We start from the raw sequence: 21,829 nt of genomic DNA on the forward strand, positions 1-21,829 counted from the left end.
TCAACGCTTGCCGAGCTTGTCCAGCCGGTCCAGCAGGTTCACCCAGAAGGCCGCCGGCAACTCCGCCGACAACGGCACGGCGAAGTGCCACTCATTGGCGAAGGCCTTGCACTTCACCGCATCCTTCTCGGTCATCAGCACCGGCAGCTCGCTGCCGAAGCGCAGGTCCGAGGGCTGGTAGGCATGATGGTCGGCGAACGCATGCGGCACCACGCCGATGCCCTGGGCGCGCAGCATGTCGAAGAACCGCTGCGGATGCGCGATACCGGCCACCGCGTGCACGCGCTGGCCCCGGAAGTGCGCCAGCGTGCGCGCCCGCCCGCCCTGCAGCGGCTGGGCGTGGTCGATGTGCAGCTGCATCGGCCACTCGCCGAAGCCGCTGGACGGCAAGGCGTCGGCGCCATTGCTGGCCTGGCCCATGTTCACGACGCGGAAATCGCAGTCGCGTGCACGGCTGGCCGGCTCGCGCAGCGGACCGGCCGGAATCAGCCGCCCGTTGCCATAGCGGCGCTGGGCATCGACCACTTCGATCTCGATATCACGGGCCAGCCGGTAATGCTGCAGGCCGTCGTCGCAGACGATGACGTCGCAGCCCGCCTCGACCAGTGCACGGCCGGCTGCCACGCGATCCGCATCGACGCGCACCGGCACGCCGGTCTTCCAGGCGATCAGCACCGGTTCGTCGCCGCCCAACGCGGTGGGGGTCGCCGCGTCCACCCACCGCGGCGTGGCGGCCTCGTCGCGGCCGTAGCCCCGACTGGCGACGCCGGGCTTCCACCCGGCCTCGCGCAGGCGGTTCACCAGCACGATGGTCAGTGGCGTCTTCCCCGTGCCGCCGGCCGTCACATTGCCCACGACGATCACCGGGACCGGCAGACTGTGACGCTTCAACCAGCGCCGCCGGTACAGCATCCGTCGCAGTGCGATCGCGCCGCCATACAGGGGGGCCAGCAGCCGCGCCGGCAACGGCACCGGACTGCCGTCATACCAGTACGACGGCGTCTGCGTTCCCTTGCCGGCCATCAGGACTGCCTTTCGCGGAACTGCATCTTGTGCAGGTGCTCGTACAGGCCGCCCAGCGCCAGCAGTTCCTCGTGGGTACCGCGTTCGACGATACGGCCGTGGTCCATGACCAGCACCTGGTCGGCGTGCTCGATGGTGGACAGGCGATGGGCGATCACCAGCGTGGTGCGCTCGGGCATCAGGCGCTGCAGCGCATCCTGCACGAGCCGCTCGGATTCGTTGTCCAGTGCCGCAGTCGCCTCATCCAGAATCAGGATCGGCGCATCACGCAGGATCGCGCGCGCGATCGCCAGACGCTGGCGCTGGCCACCGGACAACAGCGCGCCGTTCTCGCCGACCGGCGTCTGCAGCTGCTGCGGCATCCGCGCGATGAACTCCCAGGCATTGGCGGCCTCGGCGGCCGCGCGGATCTGTGCGTCGGTGGCGTCCATGCCGTAAGCGATGTTGGCGCCCACCGTGTCGTCGAACAGCATCACCTTCTGCCCGACCATCGCCACCTGGCGGCGCAGGTCCTCGAGCGGGTAGTCGTCCAGGGCCACGCCATCAAGGGTGATGCGCCCACCGCTGGGCTCATAGAAGCGCGGCACCAGCCGGATCAGGCTGGTCTTGCCACTGCCGGAGCGGCCGACGATCGCGGTCACCGTCCCCGGCCGTGCGACGAAGCTGATGTCGTCCAGCGCGATGCCGGTGTCTTCGCGGTAACGCAGCATGACATGCTCGAAGGCCAGCTCGCCCTTGGCGCGACCGATGCGTTTGCGGCCCTCGTCGCGCTCGACCGGCATGTCCAGGATCGAGAACAGGCGTTCCGCAGCCGAGACGCCGCGCGCGATCGAGGACTGCACACTGGTCAGGCGACGCAGCGACGGGATGATGGCCGTCATGGAGATCATCAGGCCCATGAACTGACCCGCGTTCAGCCGCCCGGCCAGCGCCTCGCGCGTGGACACCCACACAATCACCGCCAACGCCAGCGCGGCCAGGAACTGCACCACGCTGGAGGCCGCCGCGCGGGTGGTTTCCACTTTCATGTTGAGGCCCAGCATGCGGTTGGCGAGGCGGGCATAGCGCGACATCTCGTGCGCCTGGGTGCCATGCACCTTCACTTCCTGCTGCGCGGACAGCGACTGCTCGGCCGTCTGCGCCATTGTCCCCATGCCGTCCTGGATGCCGCGGCTGATGCGCCGGTAGCGTTTGCCCACGAACGAGACGATGACGCCGATCAGCGGCACCACCACCAGCATCGCCACGGTCACCTTGACGCTCATCTGCAGCATCACCACCAGCATGGCGATGATGGTGAGCGTGTCGGCGACCAGGGTCTTGAGTGCGTCGGCACTGGCCTGGGTAACCTGCTCGGTGTCGAAGTTCAGACGGCTGACCATCACCGGCGTGGACTCGGCATCGAAATGCGACGATGGCAGGTGCAGGTACTTCTCCAGCACCTGCTCACGCAGATCGCGCACCACGCTGCGACCGGTGCGGGCCAAGGCGTAGTCACTGACGAAGGTCGCCGCGCTGCGCGCCACGAACAACCCCAGGATGGTCAGCGGCAGAATCACCGCCATGCGCGGTTCGGGGTTGACGAAGCCGCGGTTGACCAGCGGCTCCATCAGCTTGCTGAAGTGATAGCCGGCCAGGGCTTCGACCACCATGCCGATGACCGCCGCCACCATGAAGACCCAGTAGGCGCGGGTGTAACCCAGCAGGCGTTTGTAGATCGGCCAGACCGGCGCGTGTTTGCTGCTCATGGACGCACCTCGGGGGCCGTTGCGATGGCGATGCGCCGGAAGCCGAGCTGGCCGAGCGCATCCTGTGCGGTCACGACCGCCTGGTAGGGAGTACGGGCATCGGCGCGCAGCAGGACGGTCTGCTCGCGATCGGTGCCGGCGACCGCGGCGATGGTCTGCTTGACCGACTCGACGTCGGTACGCAGCACTTCCTGGTCGTTGATGAAATAGCGTCCTTCGGCATTCACCAGCACGCTCAGCGCACGCGGTGGCTCGGCGCTGTTCTGCTGGCTCGCCGTCGGCAGCTGTACCTGCAGCGTCGAGCGTGCATCGAACGTGGTGGTGACCACGAAGAAGATGATCAGGACCAGGATCACATCGATCAGCGGAACCAGATCGATATGCGGCTCGTCCTGGGTCCGGTCATTGCGGATGCGCATCCGTCAGCCCTTGACCGTCACGGGCGTACCCGCGACCGGTGCGGCAGCGGCAGGACGGGCGGCACCGGTCATCACCCCGGGACGCGCATCGAGCGCGTCCAGCAGCGCGCCCGCCTCCTGTTCCATCTCGATCACGTAGCCGTTGATGCGGCCCTTGAAGTAGCGATGGAACATCAGTGCCGGAATCGCCACGATCATGCCGGTGGCCGTGCACACCAGCGCCTTGCCGATACCGCCGGCCAGCTGGTTCACATCGCCCACGCCGTGGTCGAGGATGCCCAGGAACATCTGGATCATGCCGACCACCGTGCCCAGCAGGCCGAGCAGCGGGCCGGCCGAGGCGATGGTGCCCAGGGCGTTCAGGAAGCGCTCCATGCGATGCACCAGGTGGCGGCCGGCATCTTCGATGCGCTCGCGGATCTGGTCGCGCGGGCGGTTGCGGGCTTCCAGCGCTGCCGCGAGCAACGCGCCCAGTGGCGAATTGGCCCGCAGGGACTGGATGTGGCCGGGATCAAGCTTGCCGCGTGCCGCCCAGTTGCGCACTTCCTGGCCCAGCCCCGGGGGCAGGACCTCATTGCGACGCAGAGTCCAGAAACGCTCCAGGACGATCGCCAAAGCCAGTACGCCCAACAGCAGCAGCGGCACCATCGGCCAGCCACCGGCCTTGACCAGTTCCCACACGTTTCAACCCTCTGGCCCTGCGGCCGCCTGTTTGACTGTCGATAGGATAGCAGTCGCCCGCGCCCGCTCCGCGGCATCCCACCAACGGGGCTGGAAAAGCCGCTGTTCACGCACCTGCAGGCCGTCCTGGCCCAGCCACACCCGCAGCGCGCCGCTGTCTGCGGTGGTGAGCACCTCCGCGCCCCGTGCCTGCCAGCGCGCCACCACCTCGTCCCGCGGATGGCCGAATCGATTGCCATGCCCGGCCGATACCAGTGCCAGCTCTGGCGCCACCGCGTCCACCCAGCCGGGCGTGGACGATCCGGCGCTGCCGTGATGCGGCACCACCACTACCCGGGCCGCCAGGCCCGGTGCGTCTTGCGCCAGCAGTGCCGCCTCCTCGCGGCGGCCTATATCGCCAGGCAGCAGGATCGCCCCGTGCGGCGTGGTGATGCGCAGCACGCAACTGGCGGCATTGCCGCGCCCGCCCTGCCCGGCCGGCGGGTGCAGCAGCCGGAAATCAACCGCATCCCAGCGCCAGCCGTCACCGCGACGGCACACAGCCGCCGGCATTGACAGCGCGCCCGACGGCGCCAGCAGCCGCGCCTCCGGATGGGACCGCCGCACGGCGGCCAGGCCGCCGACATGGTCCAGGTCGCCGTGGCTGAGGAGCACCCGGTCCAACACCGGCGTCCCCAGGGCGTGCAGGGCCGGGACAACCACCCGCTCGCCGGCATCGAAGCCGCCCGGTACGGCCGGGCCGGCGTCGTACAGCAGCGCATGCGTGCGGGTGCGGACCAGCACCGCCAGGCCCTGCCCGGCATCCACCACCAGCAGTTCGACCTCCCCGTCGGCCGGCAGCGGCCGCGCCGGCCACAGCAACGGCAGACACAGCGCCAGCGCCGGCAACCGGCCGCCGCCGCCGCGCGGCATCAGCAGCCAGAACACACCTGCCACGGCCAGCACCAGCGCGGCCGGCCCGGCCTGCGGCAGCCACCACAACGCGAATGGCCGGCGGGCGACGTGGCCGAACAGCCACCAACTGGTGTCGAAGCACCACGCGGCCAGCTGCCACGGCCATCGCCCCGCGCCGCCGTACAGCGCCTCCAGCGCGGTGCCGAGCAGTGCCAGCGGGACCACGACCAGGCTCCACCAGGGAATGGCCAGCAGATTGACCAGCGGCCCCGCGCGCGACGCCTGGCCGAACCACGCCACCGTCAGGGGCAGCAGGCTCACCGTCGCCACGCCCTGCGCCCCGAGAAATGCGGCCAGCCAATGCCGGTCCGTCCCGGGCAGGCACCACACCAGCCACAGGACGCCGGCGAAACTCAGCCAGAAGCCCGGCGCGAGAACCGACAGCGGGTCGAACAGCAGCACAGCCAGTGCCGCCATTGCCAATGCCTGCCCCACGGTGACCCGCCGCCGGGTGCAGCGCGCGGCCGCGACGATGGCGATCATCAACACCGTGCGCACGGTAGGCAGCGCGAACCCGGCCACGGCGGCGTACAGTGCGGCGCCTGCGACCGCCGCCAGCGCCGCCGCCAGCGGTCGTGGCCAGTACCGCCCCAGCACCGGCAGCAGCCTCCAGGCCAGCGCTGCCATCCAGGCCGCGACCGCCGCGACCAGACCGACATGGAAACCGGAGATCGCCACCAGGTGGGTCAGCCCGAGGGCCCGCAGGTCCTCCCAGTCGCGCGCGGTCAAGCCGCGCGTATCACCGAGCGCCAGCGCCTGGACGAAGCGGCGCCCTTCCCCGCGTACCTGGTCCGCGATGGTCTGGGCCATGCGCTCGCGCCACGCCGGCAGGCCGGTCGGCGGGCCCAGCGCGCGGGCCCGATGCGGCGCGGTGACATAGCCACTGCCCGCCACGCCCTGCAGCAACGCCTGGCGTTCGGCATCGAAGCCGCCCGGGTTGCGCAGGCCACGCGGCGGCCGCAGCCTGGCGACCAGCGACCAGCGCGCGCCGGCACGCAGTGCATGACGCCCCTGTGACGCGTCCGGCCTGACCGGATCGTGCCAACCCAGCACCACCTCGCGTCCACGCAGCGAAACGGGCATGCCGGCGTCGTCGTCGATACGGAAGCGGAAGCGCGTGCTGCGCTCGCCGTGGTGTGGAAGGTCGAGCACCCGGCCGCGCAGGGCATGTTCGGCCGGTGTCGCGGCGGCCGGCAACTGCAGTGCCAGGCCAGCATGCCCGTGCAGCGCCGCCCACCCCGCGCCCAGCAGCAACCCGCCACACCAGCGCCCGCGCGGCCACGCGCTCCAGGCAGCCGCGCCGACAACGAGGCCACACCATGCGATGGCCACCGGCAGCAGGACAGGGGCAAAGACCACCGCACACACGCCACCCAGCAGGCTGGCGGCACAGGCCTTGCCAAACATCGGCACATTGTCGGCGGTCGCAGCGGAGGACGAGCGTGGCATGGAAGTCGGCGCGGCGATGGAACGGCCATCGTCTGCCGGCGTCATGGCAGCCACCATCAGACGCCACGGCTTGCGTGCGTCGGAATACTCCGGGGCGACAGGGTGATCGCCCCCCATGCACCTCGCCTGCAGGAGGACCAGAACGAAAAAGCCGGCCCAAGGGCCGGCTTCGTTCGTATCCACTCTTTCCTCTGACTGCTCAGGTACTTAAGTGGTGGGCGGTACAGGGTTCGAACCTGTGACCCCTACCATGTCAAGGTAGTGCTCTACCGCTGAGCTAACCGCCCGTTTCGTTCTGCGCTGCCGCGATTGCGTCGGTGCAGGCCGCGTATATTACGGACGTCGCCTGGGAAGAGCAACACTTTTGTGAAGATTTTTCACAAGATGTTGTTCAGCCCAGGCTCGCCTCTTTCAACTGGCGGATCTGATCGCGTACACGGGCCGCATCCTCGAACTCCAGATCGCGCGCATGCTGGTACATCTGCTGCTCCAGCACCTGCAGGCGCTTGGCGATCTGCGCCGGTTCCAGCGTCCGGTAATCGACCGCCTCCTCGGCGATCCGCCCCCCCTTGCCTTTGCCCTTGCCGCGGCTCTCCTTCTCGGCCGCTTCCGACCGCGCACCTTCCAGCACATCGGTAATCGGACGCAACACAGACTTGGGCACGATGCCATGCAGTTCGTTGTACTCCACCTGCTTGGCGCGGCGGCGGTCGGTCTCGTCGATCGCCGCCTGCATCGAGCGGGTGATGCGGTCGGCATACAGAATCGCCTTGCCGCGCAGGTTGCGTGCCGCACGCCCGATGGTCTGGATCAGCGACCCCGTCGAGCGCAGGAAACCCTCCTTGTCCGCATCGAGGATCGCCACCAGCGACACCTCGGGCATGTCCAGGCCTTCGCGCAGCAGGTTGATGCCGACCAGCACGTCGAACTTGCCCAGACGCAGGTCGCGGATGATCTCCACGCGCTCGACGGTATCGATGTCCGAGTGCAGGTACCGCACGCGGATGCCGTGCTCGGTGAGGTATTCGGTGAGGTTCTCGGCCATCCGCTTGGTCAGCGTGGTGACCAGCACGCGGTCGCCCAGCTTGATGCGCTCGTTGACCTCGCTCATCAGGTCGTCGACCTGCGTGCCCACCGGACGGATCTCCACCACCGGATCGATCAGACCGGTTGGACGCACCACCAGTTCGGTGATTTCGTCAGCGGCTTCGCGCAGCTCGTACGGTCCAGGTGTAGCGGACACATAGATGCTGCGCGGGCAGCGTGCCTCCCATTCCTCGAATCGCAGCGGACGGTTGTCCAGCGCCGACGGCAGGCGGAAACCGAACTCCACCAGGGTTTCCTTGCGCGAACGGTCGCCCTTGAACATCGCGCCGATCTGCGGAATGGTCACGTGCGATTCGTCGATCACCAGCAGCGCATCCGGCGGCAGGTAGTCGAACAGCGTCGGCGGCGGCTCGCCCGGCGCTTTGCCGGTGAGATGCCGCGAGTAGTTTTCGATGCCGTTGCAGAACCCGACTTCGGCCATCATTTCCAGATCGAACTGGGTGCGCTGGGCAAGACGCTGCGCCTCCACCAGCTTGTTCTGCTCGTACAGCTGCTCAAGCCGCACCTTCAGTTCGGCCTTGATGGTATCCACTGCCGACAGCACCCGCTCGCGTGTGGTGGCGTAGTGGGTCTTGGGATAGACGGTATACCGCTGCAGCCGCCGCAGGCTTTCACCGGTGAGCGGATCGAACATGCTGATCTGCTCGACCTCGCCGTCGAACAGCTCGATGCGTACCGCTTCGCTGTCCGATTCGGCCGGGAACACATCGATCACTTCGCCGCGCACGCGGAACGTGCCGCGGTGCAGTTCGTATTCGTTGCGGGTGTACTGCAGCTGGGTAAGGTGGTTGATCAGATCACGCTGGTCGATGCGCTCGCCCTTGGACAGGATCAGGCGCAGCGACAGGTAGTCCTCGGGGGCACCGAGGCCGTAGATCGCCGACACCGTGGCCACCACGATCGCGTCCGGCCGCGACAGCAGCGTCTTGGTGGCGGCCAGGCGCATCTGCTCGATGTGTTCGTTGATCGAGCTGTCCTTCTCGATGAAGGTGTCCGACGACGGTACGTAGGCCTCCGGCTGGTAGTAATCGTAGTAACTGACGAAATACTCCACCGCGTTGTGCGGAAAGAAGGCCTTGAATTCACCATACAGCTGCGCGGCCAGCGTCTTGTTCGGCGCCATCACCAGCGTCGGTTTCTGCACCTGCTGGATCACATTGGCGATGGTGTAGGTCTTGCCGGAGCCGGTCACGCCGAGGAGGGTCTGCTTGGCGACACCCGCCTCGAAGTTGGCCGTCAGCTTCTCGATCGCCGCTGGCTGGTCGCCGGCCGGCGAGTACGGGGAAACAAGTTCAAAGCGATCGCTCATGGTGCCGCCACTGCCCGGGCCCTCCAGTATACCGGGGGCCTTGGTGACGGCTGGCTGAGGGCTATGCCGAGGCCCGCGGCCGGGATGTGCCGATACCGCCCACCGCGCGGACCGCGCACTGTCGATACCTCCGCTGTTAAGGACGTTCCCGATGCGCCCGGTTACCCGTCCCCCTCCGCAGGCGGCCGGCCTGTCCCTGATCCAGCTGCTGCTGGCGCTGGGCCTGCTGGCAGGGCTGGCCACGCTGGCCTTGCCCGGCTTCCAGGATGTGCTCGATCGGACCCGCGTGGATACGATGCGGATGCAGCTGCTGACCGCATTCGCCGCCGCGCGCAGCACGGCGATCAGCCGCCGCCATGCCGTCAGCGTGTGCGCAAGCGACGATGGGCGGCATTGCAGCCTGGACTGGAGCGCAGGGTGGTTGATCTACCGCGACCGCCGCCGCCAGGATCAGCCGGCCGCGCCGGACGACGTGCTGCATTACCAGCCGGGCCAGCGCGCGCGTGGCATCCGGGCCACCGCCACGTCCGGACGCCCCACCCTGCGCTATGGCGCCAATGGGCGCAGCCTGGGCAGCAATCTGACCATCGCGCTGTGCCTGCGCGACGAGCGGCGTGGCGATGTGATCGTGAACAACACCGGGCGTGCGCGATCCCTGACCTACCGCGGCACCGAACCGTGTCCCTGAGCGGCGCGGCCGCCGAGGCAGTGTCGGAAACGACAAAAGCCGCGATTTCTCGCGGCTTCTGCATGATCTGGCGCCCGAAGTTGGACTCGAACCAACGACCCCCTGATTAACAGTCAAGTGCTCTAACCGGCTGAGCTATTCGGGCGGGGAGGCGAATTCTAGAGGTTGCCGCGTGACGATGCAACACCCTGCCCCGTTCCGCATCACCAGCAGCCGGACACCGTCGCCTCGGCCGGCGTCTTGACGCTGGCCTGGTTGATGGTCAGCGTGCCGCACTTGTCCTTCGCCTGCGTGCCCTGGGGCGTAGCGGTGATGGTGAACGTGGCCGGGGTCTGCTGGATGGTGAGCGCGTACCACGCCGAGCCGCCCTCGCGCGGGGTCTGGGTCGCGCCCAGTGCAAAGCCCGCGTAGGTGTTGTTCACGGTATGGAAACGCTCGGCCATCTGGCTGTACTCCACCATGTCCGCCTTCGCCTGCGCACGCCGCGACTTGCGGATCTGGTCCTGGTAGGACGGATACGCAATTGCGGCCAGAATGGCGACCACCGCCACGGTGATCATCAGCTCGATCAGGGTGAAGCCGGGGGCTCCGCGGCGATGGCCGCGGAACCGGTTGGAAAGCATCGAACGCATGTGCGGTCTCCGTTACTGGATCTGGCGCCAGGATTGGCGACCACAGGGATAAGGCAGGTACATCGGCTGGGCGCCGGCCACATTGACCACCATCCAGCAGCCGCTGCCCGGCACGGTGGGCGGTGCGGCACCGCCGCCCGGGTTGGCAGGCGCCTGCAGACGCGGCACCACCGACACCGCCACGTCCTTGACCGGTGCGGAGCCGCCGGTATCCAGCGCGACCGCCGCCGTGCCCGCCGCGTAGGACTTGCCGCCCGGCGAGCCCAGCCGGACGGTCGACAACGCCGCCGCACCGGAACGGGCATCCAAGCCGAACAGCCAGTTCTTGCCGACGGTGCTGCAGCCCGTCGAGTTGAGCAGGGCCGCGTAGGTCGGCATGAACACCACGCCGGCGACCACGTCCGGATAGCCGATCATGCGCTCGCCCCGCGGCAGATCGATGTACCACCCCAGGGGCCCGGTGGGCCGGGTTCCCGTCGTCATCGAGCGCGAGACACCATCGCTGCCCACTTGCACCGCATATGGCTGCAGGTTGTCGCGTGTGACGGTCGTGATGGTGGCACCGGAACGATCGGTAAAGGCGTACAGCGACTGCGTGGTTTCATCCGCCACGTCATTGGCGAAGGAGAAGCTGCCGGTACCGAACATCAGCAGCACGCCACCGCCTTCGCCCGAGGCGGCGACCAGGCCGCCAAGAATCGGCTGGCGGTAGGTCATCCGCGACTCGACGCGCGACAGCGTGGTGAACACCGGCTTGCTCACCTTGTTGCCACTCTCAAGAAGATCGAAGCGCCACACGGCACCGTTGGCATCGGCGCCATACACGGTATCAGCGTACCCATCGCGCACCATCCGCGTGGAGTCGCCATTGTCCTTGCGATCCAGCACCACGATGTTGCCCAGGCCGTTGACCCCCGACGGCGCCCCCGTGCCGGATTCGGCGGCTTCGATCATGCGCACGTTGGGCGATCCGGTGCCGATGTCCACCACGAACAGCACCGCCTTGCCGCTCTTGCTGTTGTAACCGTTGCCGAAGATCGCCTTCCAGCTCACGGTGTTGCCTGACTTGAACGGCACGATCACCGGCTTGCCGAGCACAAAGCCGATGTTGTTCCGGATATCCGTAGAGCCGCCGGAAATGTCGTTGATCTCCCACAGGCGGCTGCTGGCGCCGAAGTTGTCCGGCTTGGTCACGTCCAGCGCGAACACACCCCGCCCGCCGGCACCGGTGGTACCGACCAGAGTGGTGTGCCAGGCGCCATCGTAGTGACTGTCGCCCACAGTCACCGGACCGTCGACGAAGTACCGGTGCGGCACCTGGTCCTTGGCGTTGAGCGGGTTGTAGGGCTTGAGCAGGTTGCCCATGTGGCCCAGCGAGGTCTCCGGAATGTAGGCAAACAGCTCACGTCCGCCATTGCCGGCGGTTTTGCCCTCCGCATCCAGACCGCCATCGAAGGCGTGCAGCATGCCGTCATTGGCGCCCACATAGACCATGTAGCGGTTGTTCAGCTTGCTCTTCAGGTACGCCGCATAGGTCGAGCCCGGCGTATCCGTCAGCGCGCCATAGCCGAAGTCGTCGATCGGGGCGCTGATCTGCGGCGACGAATTGATGATGTCACCCAGGATCGTGGTGCGGTCGCGCAGCTTGCCGCCGTTGCGGACCTCGTCGCTCGCATCGCCGCGCAGATAGGCGGTGGCCGACGCATCCGTGGCCAGGCCAGTCAGCCCCGCGCTGTCGCAGCGGCTCATGCCGGGGTAGAGGTCGGTGGGCGTGCCACAGAGCATGTCCAGCGTGACCGTCGGCGAAGTGAATTCGCTGATGCCGTTACCGTTGGCAAAGTAGATCTTGCGCGAGGCCGCAAGCGGGAACTTGCTGCTGGCCTCCCAGATCGGGGTGTAGACCGCTGCCCGGGTGCTGGGATTGACCGAGACCTGATTGGCGGCCAGACGACTGAACCAGTCGGTACCTTCATTGGCCACTTCATAGGTCGGAGTGACGGTCAGCGAGCCGGCGCCGATGCGCGCACCCGTCAACGCGATGCTGCCCGACGGCGAGGAGCCGGCGGCGACGGCGGACAGCACACGGCGCATCGCGGCGGTCACTTCGGCCGGGGTCTTGGCGTTGATGAACTCACCGCGGGTGTTGATCGCGGCATGCCACAGTTCGTCGATGACGCGGCCGTCATCCGAGTCCATCGGCTTGCCGTTGCCATTCCAGTTCGGTGCGGTCGTGTACGGATCCTTGGTCGCCGCCTGGTTCACTTCATAGATCTTGCCCTGGGCGCCCAGCGTCACGCCGTAGAAGTTCATGTGCAGATTGGTCTGGCAGTCCAAGCGCTTCCAGTCCGCCGAGGTCTTGCTGAGCGTGCTGCACTGCTTGCTGACCGGCACCTGCCCGGCGGGGAACCCGTCGTCGGTGCGGAGCGGTACCAACGGTCCGTCGTAATAGGCGGCCGCGATATCGGCAATGGTGTTGCTGTAGCTGTCGCCAAACGGCGCACCACTGAAGTGCGTGGTGCCCGAGGAATCGGCGTTCCCGTAGTCGGTGCCGTCGGGGACCTTGCTGGAGGTGTTGGTGTAGCCGTCTGTAAACAGCATGCCGCCGTTGCGCTGGCACGCCAACGCCACCGGCGCGCCGGGCCCGGTGCGGCTGAACTGCTTGCCCAGGAAGTCCACCGCTTCGCGGTTCGGCGTACCGCCGTTGGGCGCCAGGCTGTAGATCTTCTTGTACAGGTCGGCGCGCTGCTTCACCACGTCGTACATGGTCACGTCGACGAGCTTGTTGATGGTGAAGTAGCCCACCCGCATATTCTCGATCTCGCGCATGGCATGCGAGGACGAGCCCACCATCGACAGGATGCGATTGCGGTGGTACTGGAACCAGTTGGCGAAGTTCTTGATGGCGTCGTTGTAGCCGCTGTCGTAGTTGTCCGAGATGATCGTGTAGCGACGCAGATTGCAGGACGGACCACAGGCGTTCTTGATGATCGGGCGGTTGGCGTCGGCGGTCTTGTATCCGGCCGGGGCCGGCGCCGCTTCCGGCAGATAGAACGTGGCCGGGAAATACTGCAGCGGAACCGTGCAGTTGGTCGGTGCCACCCAGGCCTTGTCCAGCGCGACCCACTGTTTCTTGGCGTCGGGCAGACCGTCGTTGTTCGAGATCACGTTGCCACGACGATCGGTATAGGTGGTGTTGCAGGTCTCGCCGCTGGAGTAATAGACCGTACCCTTGGGCAGGGTCATGCCCGTGAGGATGCTGTAGGTTTCAGAGGTCAGCGCACGTGAGGTCGTCAGGTTGTAGATGACGTTGTAGCCGGTTTTGAAATCCGAACGCGGATCGGCACGGGTGCTGCCCGGCACCGCCGCATCCCACAGACCCGCAGCTCCCACACCGTCGGCCTTGCGCCACGGCTCGTAGGTCACGGCCGGATTGAAGTAGCCGGCGTTGTAGGCAGGCGAGCGCGCAAAGCCGAATTCATCCAGCGGTGGAACGGCCCGGCCGGCGGTGTAACTGGCGTTGTAGCCGTTGTGCGGGAACAGATAGACATAGCAGTCCACCGAGTTGTTGTTGCAACCCACACCCACGTTGTAGAACACACCTGCCGACTTGAAGAAACTGCTGCCGTTCCACTGCAGACGCCCGTCGCCGCCGACGAAGATGCGCTCGAACGTCATCGAGTTGGAATCGTCGACGGCCATGATGAAAGCCGGGGGCGCCGAGCTGACCGAATTGAGCGGCGCCGTGGCGAGTTCGCCCTGCCCCTGGGCAGCGAACAGGCTGTACATGAAGTACAGGCCGGAACCGAGCAGCAGCACACCTGCCCCTGCGGTGATACCGAGTTTGCGGGAAATCATGTCGGCAGCCCTCAGAGCTTGAATACGGTGTCGATGACGGCCGACGAGGACGGACCGGCCGGCACATCGGTGGCGAAGGAAGTGATCTGGTAGATCGGTGCGGTCGGGTCCAGAGCCTTGCCCATGCCCAGCGAGCCGCCGCCGATGATGCAGGAGTCGATACGGCGCACGTTGACCGCATCGGCGCCGGTGATGGACTTCCTCCGGCCCCAGTCAACCGGGTCGTAGCCATCATCACAGTTCAGCGCGATGTTGCTGGCCGTGATCGGCGCATCGCTGGCCGGCGAGGTGCGGTTGGCGATCGCCTCGATGGCGTGCTCGGTGCGCCGGGTCATGCTTTCAGTCGCCTGGAAGGCGGTGTTGGTGGCCCGATAGTTGGCTGCCATCTTTTCCTGCATGCCGGCCACCTGCATGCCGGCGATGCCGATCAGTGCCAACAGGATCAGCATGATCAGGGCGACATACAGCACGGCACCGCGCTGACGCGCAGGTGCGGTGAAGGTTCTGGAAGACCGGTTCATGGCATCAGTTCCCGAAGAGACGGTTGCGCAGGGCGATGGTCGATTCGTATGCGGCGCGGTAGCGACCGTCGGACGCGGCCGCCGGTACGAAACGCACGCCCAGCAGGCGCGGATCATTCACAGCGGCGGCAGATGACGAGGCCATCGAGGGATTCGGGCTGCGTGCCAGCACGCCCACCTGGACCTGACCGACGCGGCGCCACTGATTGGCCGCCACTGCATCGTTGCCCGTGCTGACGTCGGCCGCCGTGCCCTGCACGGTAACGTTGCCGACCGGCAACTGGGTCTGGCTGATCACCGGCGTGGTGTCCAGGCCGTACATCACCTGCAGGTTCTCGATGCCCTCAACGAGCTCCTCGCGCACGTCGTAATTGCCGGCGGCGTTGGCGCGGGCGCGCATCAGCACCGGTTCGCCGCTGGCCGACGTCCCCACGTAGTACGCGATCGACTCGGCGCGGTAAAGCATGGTTTCACCGGTCGGCTGCACGTTGTAGCGGCTGAGCGTGGCACCACTGGCGGTGACGCTGCCCACCGCATAGGTGCCGACGAACACGTCTGCATGACTGCAGTCCGCGATACCGAAAAGTGTGGGGGCGGCAACACCCTCCTCGGTCAGCCGCCTGCCCAGATCGCCGTCGAAGCCGATGGTGTTGTCGCTGCCTGCACTGATGCTGGTCACCGGCACGCCCACCGGCGCGAGGTAGCGGAGCACGATGACATCGCTGCCGCCGCGCGGGACCAGGCTCTTCAGTGGCGTCGGCAGGTCAGTCGGCTCCGCCCAGGTCGCGCCCAGCGTGAGGTTGCTGTCCGGGGCACTGCTGGGGGCTTCGTAGCCCTGTATCGAGACCGAGAAATCCAGTGCGCTGCCATCGCCCGTGGCAACGCCGGCGATGTTCACCACGGGATCGCCCTGGTTCTTGACGAAGTGCGCCTGGTCGTTGACGCAGCCGAAGTGACCGGCCATACGGATGTCGCGCTGCAGGAACTCCAGCGCGAACCGGGCGTTCTCCTGCGCGCGCGCGGTGCCCTGCGCCAGTTGCGAGGCCTCGCGGGACGCGCTGAACACCTGGATCACGCCCAGCATCAGCACCAGGCCGATCACCATCGCGACCATGACCTCGATCAGGGAGATGCCCGCGACGGCGCGCGGCAGGGGAAACGCACGGCTCATAGCTGGGTCACCGCAGTAAAGGTGGTGCGCGCATTGGGGTTGGCCTTGTCCCAACGCTGGTCGCCCCACACGATGTCCACCTGCACCTGGCCGTTGACGTTGGTGACGGTGGCACTGGCGCCCTCGCCGAGCGCCTGCACCACCTGGCATTGCCAGCGGGCCACGTTCTGCCCGATGGTCACGGTCCCGGTCGGACGCGTACAGGCGGCGCGGGTCACCGTGCCGGACGCGAACGACGCGCCCGTGTACCAGGCCGACTGGAACCGGTTGGCCCGCATCTGGTCGATCAGGTCGTAAGCCAGGTTCGTCGCCTGGGTACGGTAGTTGGCGCTCTGTACGAAACGCACGTTCATGGTCTGCAGCAGCGCGAAGCCGAGCAGGCCGAAGGCCAGCACGATGATGGTGACCAGCACCTCGATCATGCTGAAACCGCCGGCGGCCCTGCGCCCTCCGGAGGCACGGAAACGTCTCATGAGCAGTTCTCCTTGAGGGTGCTGAGCTGGCCGGACGCGTTGACCGTCAGACGACGGCGCAATGGCTGCCCGTTGCAGCTGTCCGGCTGCAGGTCGATTTCCTGCTGATCGGCGCTGCGGCGGCGGCCGCGGCCGTCGAAGGCGATCGCGGCGGCGTCGGGCCCCACCGCGCTCACCGCCGTGTTGACCGCCATGAAACGGAGCACGACCTCACCATCGCTGAACGTGCCGCCGCCGTCGACGTCGGCCCAGGCCAGCATGCCCTTGTCCCAACTGCCATCGCAGCTGGTGCCGGTGGCGCTGCCGCAGACACCGCCCCCGCGTTTGTTGCGGATCGCCTCGCTGCGCGCGAGCGCGATCAGGCCGGACGCCTCACTGCTGGCGGTCGCGATCCGGTTCGAGCGCATGACGCCCTGGAAGCTCGGGTAGGCGATCGCCGACAGAATGGCGATCACCGCGACCGTGGTCAGCAGTTCGACGAGTGTGAAGCCGTTGGAACGGCGTGAAGACATGGAACGCTCCCCAGCGTGATGACACAGAAGATGGACGCCCTGCCGCCCGGCGGCAAGCGGCGACAGGACGAACGGTCGCCCGGAGGCGACAGGCGTCAATGCGTTGACGCCCGGGACCACGGACGGGGCTGGCCGCGGGCACCCCTGCCCGCCGTCAGCCCCCTGCCCGGCTCAGGCCAGGACTTTGTAACAGGGCTGGTACTCGCCCGAGATCTTCATGCGGCGCTGTTCGACGAACGCGCGCAGCAGCTCGTCCAGGGCCTGCATCATGTCGGCGTCGCCATGAATCTCGAACGGACCGAACTGCTCGATCCGGCGCATGCCATCCTCCTTGACGTTGCCGGCGACGATGCCCGAGAAGGCCCGGCGCAGATCGGCCGCCAGCGCATGGGGCGCCCGCCCGTGATGCAGGTCCAGCGCTGCCATCGCCTCGTGGGTCGGCACGAACGGCTGCTGGTACTCCCACGGAATCTCGATCGACCAGTTGAAGAAGAACGCATCCTTCTGCGCCAGGCGATGCTCGCGCACACGCTTGATGCCGGCCGACATCTGGCGCGCCACCGCGACGGGATCACCGATGACGATCTCGTAGCGGCTGGCGGCCTCATCGCCGAGGGTCAGACGGATGAACCGGTCGATCTGCTCGAAGTACGGCGCGGCCACGGTCGGGCCGGTCAGGATCAGCGGGAACGGCAGGTCCTTGTTCTCCTCGCGCAGCAGAATGCCGAGCAGGTACAGGATTTCCTCGGCGGTACCCACGCCACCGGCGAACACGATGATGCCGTGACCGATCCGCACGAACGCTTCGAGACGCTTCTCGATGTCCGGCATGATCACCAGGTGGTTCACGATCGGGTTGGGCGACTCGGCGGCGATGATGCCCGGCTCGGTCAGGCCGATGTAACGGGTGACATGCTTGCGCTGCTTGGCATGGGCGATGGTGGCCCCCTTCATCGGGCCCTTCATCGCGCCCGGGCCGCAGCCGGTGCAGATGTCCAGCCCGCGCAGGCCGAGCTCGTAGCCGACCTGCTTGGTGTACAGATACTCATCGCGGCCGATCGAATGGCCGCCCCAGCACACCACCAGGTTCGGATCGCCCGGGTTGAGGATGCGCGCGTTGCGCAGCAAACCGAACACGGCGTTGGTGATGCCCTCGGAGGATTCCAGCTCGGCGGCGTAGGCCGGGCCCATTTCGATGGCCATGTAGGCCAGGTCGCGGACCACCGCGAACAGCAGCTCGGCCACGCCGCGGATGATCTCGCCGTCGACGAAAGCCATCGCCGGCGCGTTGACCAGATCGATGCGCACACCGCGATCCTGCTGCGCCACCTGGATGTCGAAATCCGGGTACAGATCGCGCGCGGCGCGCGGATCGTCCGACGCGCTGCCACTGGTCAGCACGGCCAGCGCGCAGCGGCGCAGCAGCTCGTGCATGCCGCCGCCGGAGGCGTCGCGCAGGCGCGCCACTTCGGCGCGCGACAACACGTCCAGCCCACCGCGCGGGTAGATCCGCGCGTCCTGCACCGGCAGCGTGCGCGCCGGCGTTTCGGTGATTTTCATTTCCATCTTTTCTGCTTTCCTCAAGGTGTCCGACTGTACCGCTGCCCCCTTAAAAAGCAAAACGGCCGGGGAGACCCGACCGTTGGATGTGTGGCGCCCCGGCGCTGCCTTGGGCCGCCGTACGTGCGCCTTTTTCGGCGCAACCAATTGAGCATACGCGCAACCCGGCGCGGGAGCAAGCATGGCGCCGGACAGCAGAACGGCCAGGTTGCCCTGGCCGTTCCGGGTACAGCGGTGCTAGATCACTTCATCAGAACTTGTAGCGGAAGCCCAGCTGCATCGACCACTGGGACACACCGGTGTTGCCGTTGCCGTTGCTGCCATTGGCAACCGTCGGACGCTCGACATTGTTCGGGTTGAAGTTGCTGTAGACATACTTGCCGTCATACATGCCCGCAGCGGTCAGCACGCGACGGTTCGCGAAGAAGCCGTAATCTTCAATATGGCCCCAGTCCTTGTTGATCAGGTTGCCGATGTTCATCACATCGAGCCAGATCTCGGACTTGTGCCCCTTGAAGAAGCCCGGCAGTTCCTGGCTGATGCGCAGATCGAAGCTGTTCACCCAGGACGAACGGCCGGAATTACGCGGTGCCGCCTGGCCAGCATAACGGGCCAGATCCGGGTTGGCGGACAGCCATTCGAAGAACGACTTTTCCATCGCCGGGTTGGCCGTGAACTGACCCGTCGCACTCAGGGTACCGAACAGCACATCGCCAGGGCCGGCAGGCACGTAGAACAGGTCGTTGCCGCTGCGGCCTTCGCCGTTGGCATCGTTGGAGTACACGTAGCTGAACGGACGGCCGTTACGACCTTCGTAGAACATGCCTACGCTGGTCTTGTAGTCGCCGAAGAACTTGTGGCTCCAGTTGATGCTGCTGCTGACACGATTGCGGATCTGGTAACGCGAGGTACCGATCGTTTCTTCGTTGGCATTGAAGATGTAGTTGTAGTTCCACGTCGAACCGGCGGTCGAGCTGGTCATGTCACTGACCATGCTGGAGTCGGTGTAGGTGTAACCCACGTTCCAGCTCCAGTCACTTTCCGGCGAGAAGGGCTTGGCCAACGAAACGGTGAACTGGCTGCTGCGGCCCTGGTCGGTGTTTTCCAACACATACACGTTGCCGAAGTTGCGGTCACGCTTGTAACGATTGCTGCCGGTGGTCCACGAGCGGCCGATGCGCGACGGGTCGTAGTACATGTCGCGACCGTCCTGACCCTTGAAGGTGGACTCGCCGATGTTGATGCTGCGGTAGAACAGATCGCTCTTGACCTTGGTCACCAGCAACTCGGCCGATGCGACCAGGCCATACCACGGCAACTCATGATCCAGCGCCAGGTTGGCCTTCCACACCGACGGCTGCTCGAAGTCCGGGCTCACGTAGGTGACGTTGGTTTCCGGCGTGCCGACAGACGGACGGACCTGATCCGCCACGATCGGCTCATATGCCCAGTTGCCCGAGTTGATCGTGCCGCCCTGCTCGCCCGTGTAGCGCAGGTAGTTGAGACCGGTGGTGCTGAATGCATTGCCGAACCACACCTGCGGCGATGCGCCGCGGAACAGGCCCACGCCACCGCGCAGCTGCGTCGGACGGTCCGAGTCGAAGGTGTAGTTGAAGCCGAAGCGCGGCTGAACCAGCCACTTGTCCTTGCCGTTGACGTAGCTGTTGTCCAGGCCGAACGAGGCCAGGGCGGCCGCGTTCAGGGTCGGACGACCGCTGACAGACGGCTTGTCGGCGCGAACGCCATAGGTCAGCGTCAGGTTGTTGTTGACATACCAGGTGTCCTGCGCAAACAGGCCAAGCTCACGGTACTTGAAGCTGGCGGCGATGGTGTCATCGCTCAGGCCCGGCTGCGGAAGGTGCTGGACATAGTTGCTCCAGTTGCCGGCAGCGTAGTTGTCCAGGCCAAAGAACTCGTACGTGCCGTACAGGTTCTGGACGAACATGTTGTACACGTCGTTGCTGCTGAAGTCGGTACCGAACTTGACATCGTGGTCGCCGAGGGTCAGTACGCCCGATGCGTAGCCGTTCCAGGTCTTGGTCTGCAGCAGGTTGCCCGGGGTGCTCGGGTCCGGCCCGAACATGATGTACTCACCGGTCGGAGAATCCACGTTGCCGCCGAAGAAGATCTTGGTGGTGGCGATTTTTTCGCCCGGCATGATGCGCGCCGACGTGTAGTCACGGTACGACGCCTTCAATTCGGTCGAGAAGTTGTCGGTCCAGTCACTGAAGACCTGGGCGACATAGTTTTCGATCGTCTTCTGCTGCTGGAAGAAGGAGGAGCTCAGGTTGACGATTGAACCGCCGGTGGTCGGAGTACGTGCCTGGTTCTGCTCGACCTTGCTGTAACGGAAGCTGGCGCGATGATTGTCGTTGATGTTCCAGTCCAGCTTGACCGCGTACTCTTCCAGGTCGGTGCTGCCATCGACGTCGCCAACGCTGCCTGCATCAACACCGTACAGGGTGCTGGCCAGACGCGTCGCTTCATTGATCTGGGCCTGGCTGATCGTGCCGTTGCCCAGCGCACTGTCGGCCACGCTTGCGCCCGGAGACTTCCACTCCTGCTTTTCGTAGTTGGCGAAGAAGAACAGCTTGTCCTTGACCAGCGGACCGCCCAGCGTCATGCCGTAGGTGCGCTCGTTGTCAAAGCCGTCGAACTTGTAACCGGCCGGGTCCTTGCCGAACCAATCGCCGTCGCGGTACGAGCCGTAGACCGAACCGTGGAACTCGTTGGTACCGGACTTGGTCACCGCGTCGATCACCGCACCGGTGGCGCCGGCAATGGTGACGTCGTAGCTGGACAGGTCGACATTGATCGCTTCCAGCGCATCCATCGCAACCGGCTGGCGACGGGTCGGCATGCCATTGTCTTCCAGGCCGAAGGTGTCGCTGATCGACACGCCGTCAACGCGGATCGCGTTGTACTTCGGGTTCTGGCCGCCTACGGAAATCTGACCGTCGGCCTTGTTGGTCTGCGCAATGCGCGGATCCAGACGGACGTAATCCTGGATGTTGCCACCGGCCGAGGGCAGTGCATCGATGGTCTGACGGCTGATGTTCGTACCGGCGCCCATCTTGGTCGCACTGAACACTTCCGAGCCGGCCGCGACGGCGGTGACCTGGACGGCATCCAGGTTGGTCGCGGCCATATCACCGCTCAGCGTGGCGTTGACGGTCGCCGACTGGCTCACGCCGAGGTAGACACCCTCTTCGGTCTTGGTGCCAGCGCCGGGCTTGTTGATGGTGATGGTGTACGGACCACCCACGCGCAGGCCGCGCGCGTTGTAACGACCCGATGCATCGGTGGTCGCACGGCTGACCGTGCCCGACTCGGTATGCGTGATGGTGACTTCCGCACCGGCGACAGGCGCGCCTGCAGCCGACATTACCTGGCCGCCGACACCTGCAGAGGTGCTCTGGGCGAAGGCGGGAGCGGCAGCAAGTGCAGCCACGAGACCAAGCGTCAGCTTGGACATCCGGAGACAACGGGAGTGGGTCATTGGGGAGTAGCCTCGATGCGAGATTGGCGATGGCGGAGAAAAAAACGCGTCCAAGCAGCCTTGCTGGCGGCTGACTGGACTTTTATCTGGGTTCCCTAGCCGCGAGCTGGTTTCAGCCGCAACGGTTAACACTAGATTAACACGGTACCGTTGGATTGTGACGGTTTGGCGACAAAACACACGCCATACCAACGGGATCGTGACGCCATCTTCACATGTGAGTGTGAC

15 protein-coding genes and 2 tRNA genes are annotated in these 21,829 nt (G+C 66.2%); 1 reads left to right on the forward strand and 16 read right to left on the reverse strand.

The features are described from left to right. The 7 genes from lpxK to uvrB form a co-directional block, all read right to left on the reverse strand. Entirely contained in the window at window positions 1-1,023 is a 1,023-nt protein-coding gene (gene lpxK, locus OC534_RS13550; RefSeq protein WP_262071966.1) for a tetraacyldisaccharide 4'-kinase, read from the reverse strand. Beyond that, a complete protein-coding gene (msbA, locus tag OC534_RS13555) occupies window positions 1,023-2,771 on the reverse strand; it encodes a lipid A export permease/ATP-binding protein MsbA (protein ID WP_136006983.1) in 1,749 nt (582 codons plus the stop codon). Before msbA ends, lpxK begins: the two co-directional genes overlap by 1 nt. Next, window positions 2,768-3,190 (reverse strand): biopolymer transporter ExbD, encoded by a 423-nt coding sequence (locus tag OC534_RS13560; RefSeq protein WP_136006985.1) that lies wholly within the window; start codon window positions 3,188-3,190, stop codon window positions 2,768-2,770. Before OC534_RS13560 ends, msbA begins: the two co-directional genes overlap by 4 nt. A 3-nt stretch (window positions 3,191-3,193) precedes the next feature. Then, the gene (locus tag OC534_RS13565; protein WP_136006988.1) at window positions 3,194-3,871 is read right to left on the reverse strand and encodes a MotA/TolQ/ExbB proton channel family protein; all 678 of its coding nucleotides are present in this window, start codon (window positions 3,869-3,871) and stop codon (window positions 3,194-3,196) included. 3 nt (window positions 3,872-3,874) lie between these two features. Further along, entirely contained in the window at window positions 3,875-6,391 is a 2,517-nt protein-coding gene (locus OC534_RS13570; protein WP_316044084.1) for a DNA internalization-related competence protein ComEC/Rec2, read from the reverse strand. A gap of 95 nt (window positions 6,392-6,486) precedes the next feature. Beyond that, a tRNA-Val gene (locus tag OC534_RS13575) sits at window positions 6,487-6,561 on the reverse strand. Between the two features lie 104 nt (window positions 6,562-6,665). Beyond that, the gene (uvrB, locus tag OC534_RS13580; protein ID WP_136006990.1) at window positions 6,666-8,690 is read right to left on the reverse strand and encodes an excinuclease ABC subunit UvrB; all 2,025 of its coding nucleotides are present in this window, start codon (window positions 8,688-8,690) and stop codon (window positions 6,666-6,668) included. A gap of 151 nt (window positions 8,691-8,841) precedes the next feature. Between uvrB and OC534_RS13585 the strand changes: the two genes are divergently transcribed. Further along, window positions 8,842-9,378, forward strand: a complete 537-nt coding sequence (locus OC534_RS13585; protein WP_166472822.1) for a GspH/FimT family pseudopilin — start codon at window positions 8,842-8,844, stop codon at window positions 9,376-9,378. A gap of 68 nt (window positions 9,379-9,446) precedes the next feature. On the opposite strand, the gene OC534_RS13590 is transcribed toward OC534_RS13585, so the two are convergent. The 9 genes from OC534_RS13590 to OC534_RS13630 form a co-directional block, all read right to left on the reverse strand. Then, a tRNA-Asn gene (locus OC534_RS13590) sits at window positions 9,447-9,523 on the reverse strand. A gap of 58 nt (window positions 9,524-9,581) precedes the next feature. Continuing rightward, complete coding sequence (locus tag OC534_RS13595) at window positions 9,582-10,010, reverse strand: type IV pilin protein (RefSeq protein ID WP_017356384.1); 429 nt, start codon at window positions 10,008-10,010, stop codon at window positions 9,582-9,584. A gap of 12 nt (window positions 10,011-10,022) precedes the next feature. Then, a complete protein-coding gene (locus OC534_RS13600; protein ID WP_262071967.1) occupies window positions 10,023-13,865 on the reverse strand; it encodes a PilC/PilY family type IV pilus protein in 3,843 nt (1,280 codons plus the stop codon). An 11-nt stretch (window positions 13,866-13,876) separates the two neighbouring features. Further along, window positions 13,877-14,386 carry a PilX N-terminal domain-containing pilus assembly protein gene (locus OC534_RS13605; RefSeq protein WP_017356382.1) on the reverse strand — a complete coding sequence of 170 codons (510 nt, stop codon included), beginning with the start codon at window positions 14,384-14,386 and terminating at the stop codon, window positions 13,877-13,879. Between the two features lie 4 nt (window positions 14,387-14,390). Beyond that, window positions 14,391-15,557, reverse strand: coding sequence for a PilW family protein (locus OC534_RS13610; protein ID WP_262071968.1), 1,167 nt, complete (start codon window positions 15,555-15,557; stop codon window positions 14,391-14,393). Further along, entirely contained in the window at window positions 15,554-16,030 is a 477-nt protein-coding gene (pilV, locus tag OC534_RS13615) for a type IV pilus modification protein PilV (RefSeq protein WP_017356380.1), read from the reverse strand. The genes OC534_RS13610 and pilV overlap by 4 nt, the downstream gene beginning before the upstream one ends. Further along, window positions 16,027-16,542: a GspH/FimT family pseudopilin gene (locus OC534_RS13620; protein WP_017356379.1), complete on the reverse strand. Its 516-nt coding sequence runs from the start codon at window positions 16,540-16,542 to the stop codon at window positions 16,027-16,029. The genes pilV and OC534_RS13620 overlap by 4 nt, the downstream gene beginning before the upstream one ends. 171 nt (window positions 16,543-16,713) lie before the next feature. After that, window positions 16,714-18,102, reverse strand: a complete 1,389-nt coding sequence (ppnN, locus tag OC534_RS13625; RefSeq protein ID WP_017356378.1) for a nucleotide 5'-monophosphate nucleosidase PpnN — start codon at window positions 18,100-18,102, stop codon at window positions 16,714-16,716. Between the two features lie 250 nt (window positions 18,103-18,352). Continuing rightward, window positions 18,353-21,601 carry a TonB-dependent receptor gene (locus tag OC534_RS13630; RefSeq protein WP_017356377.1) on the reverse strand — a complete coding sequence of 1,083 codons (3,249 nt, stop codon included), beginning with the start codon at window positions 21,599-21,601 and terminating at the stop codon, window positions 18,353-18,355. Window positions 21,602-21,829 lie beyond the last annotated feature (228 nt).

This window comes from Stenotrophomonas sp. Marseille-Q5258 (genome assembly GCF_946900935.1).
Taxonomy (GTDB): domain Bacteria; phylum Pseudomonadota; class Gammaproteobacteria; order Xanthomonadales; family Xanthomonadaceae; genus Stenotrophomonas; species Stenotrophomonas nematodicola.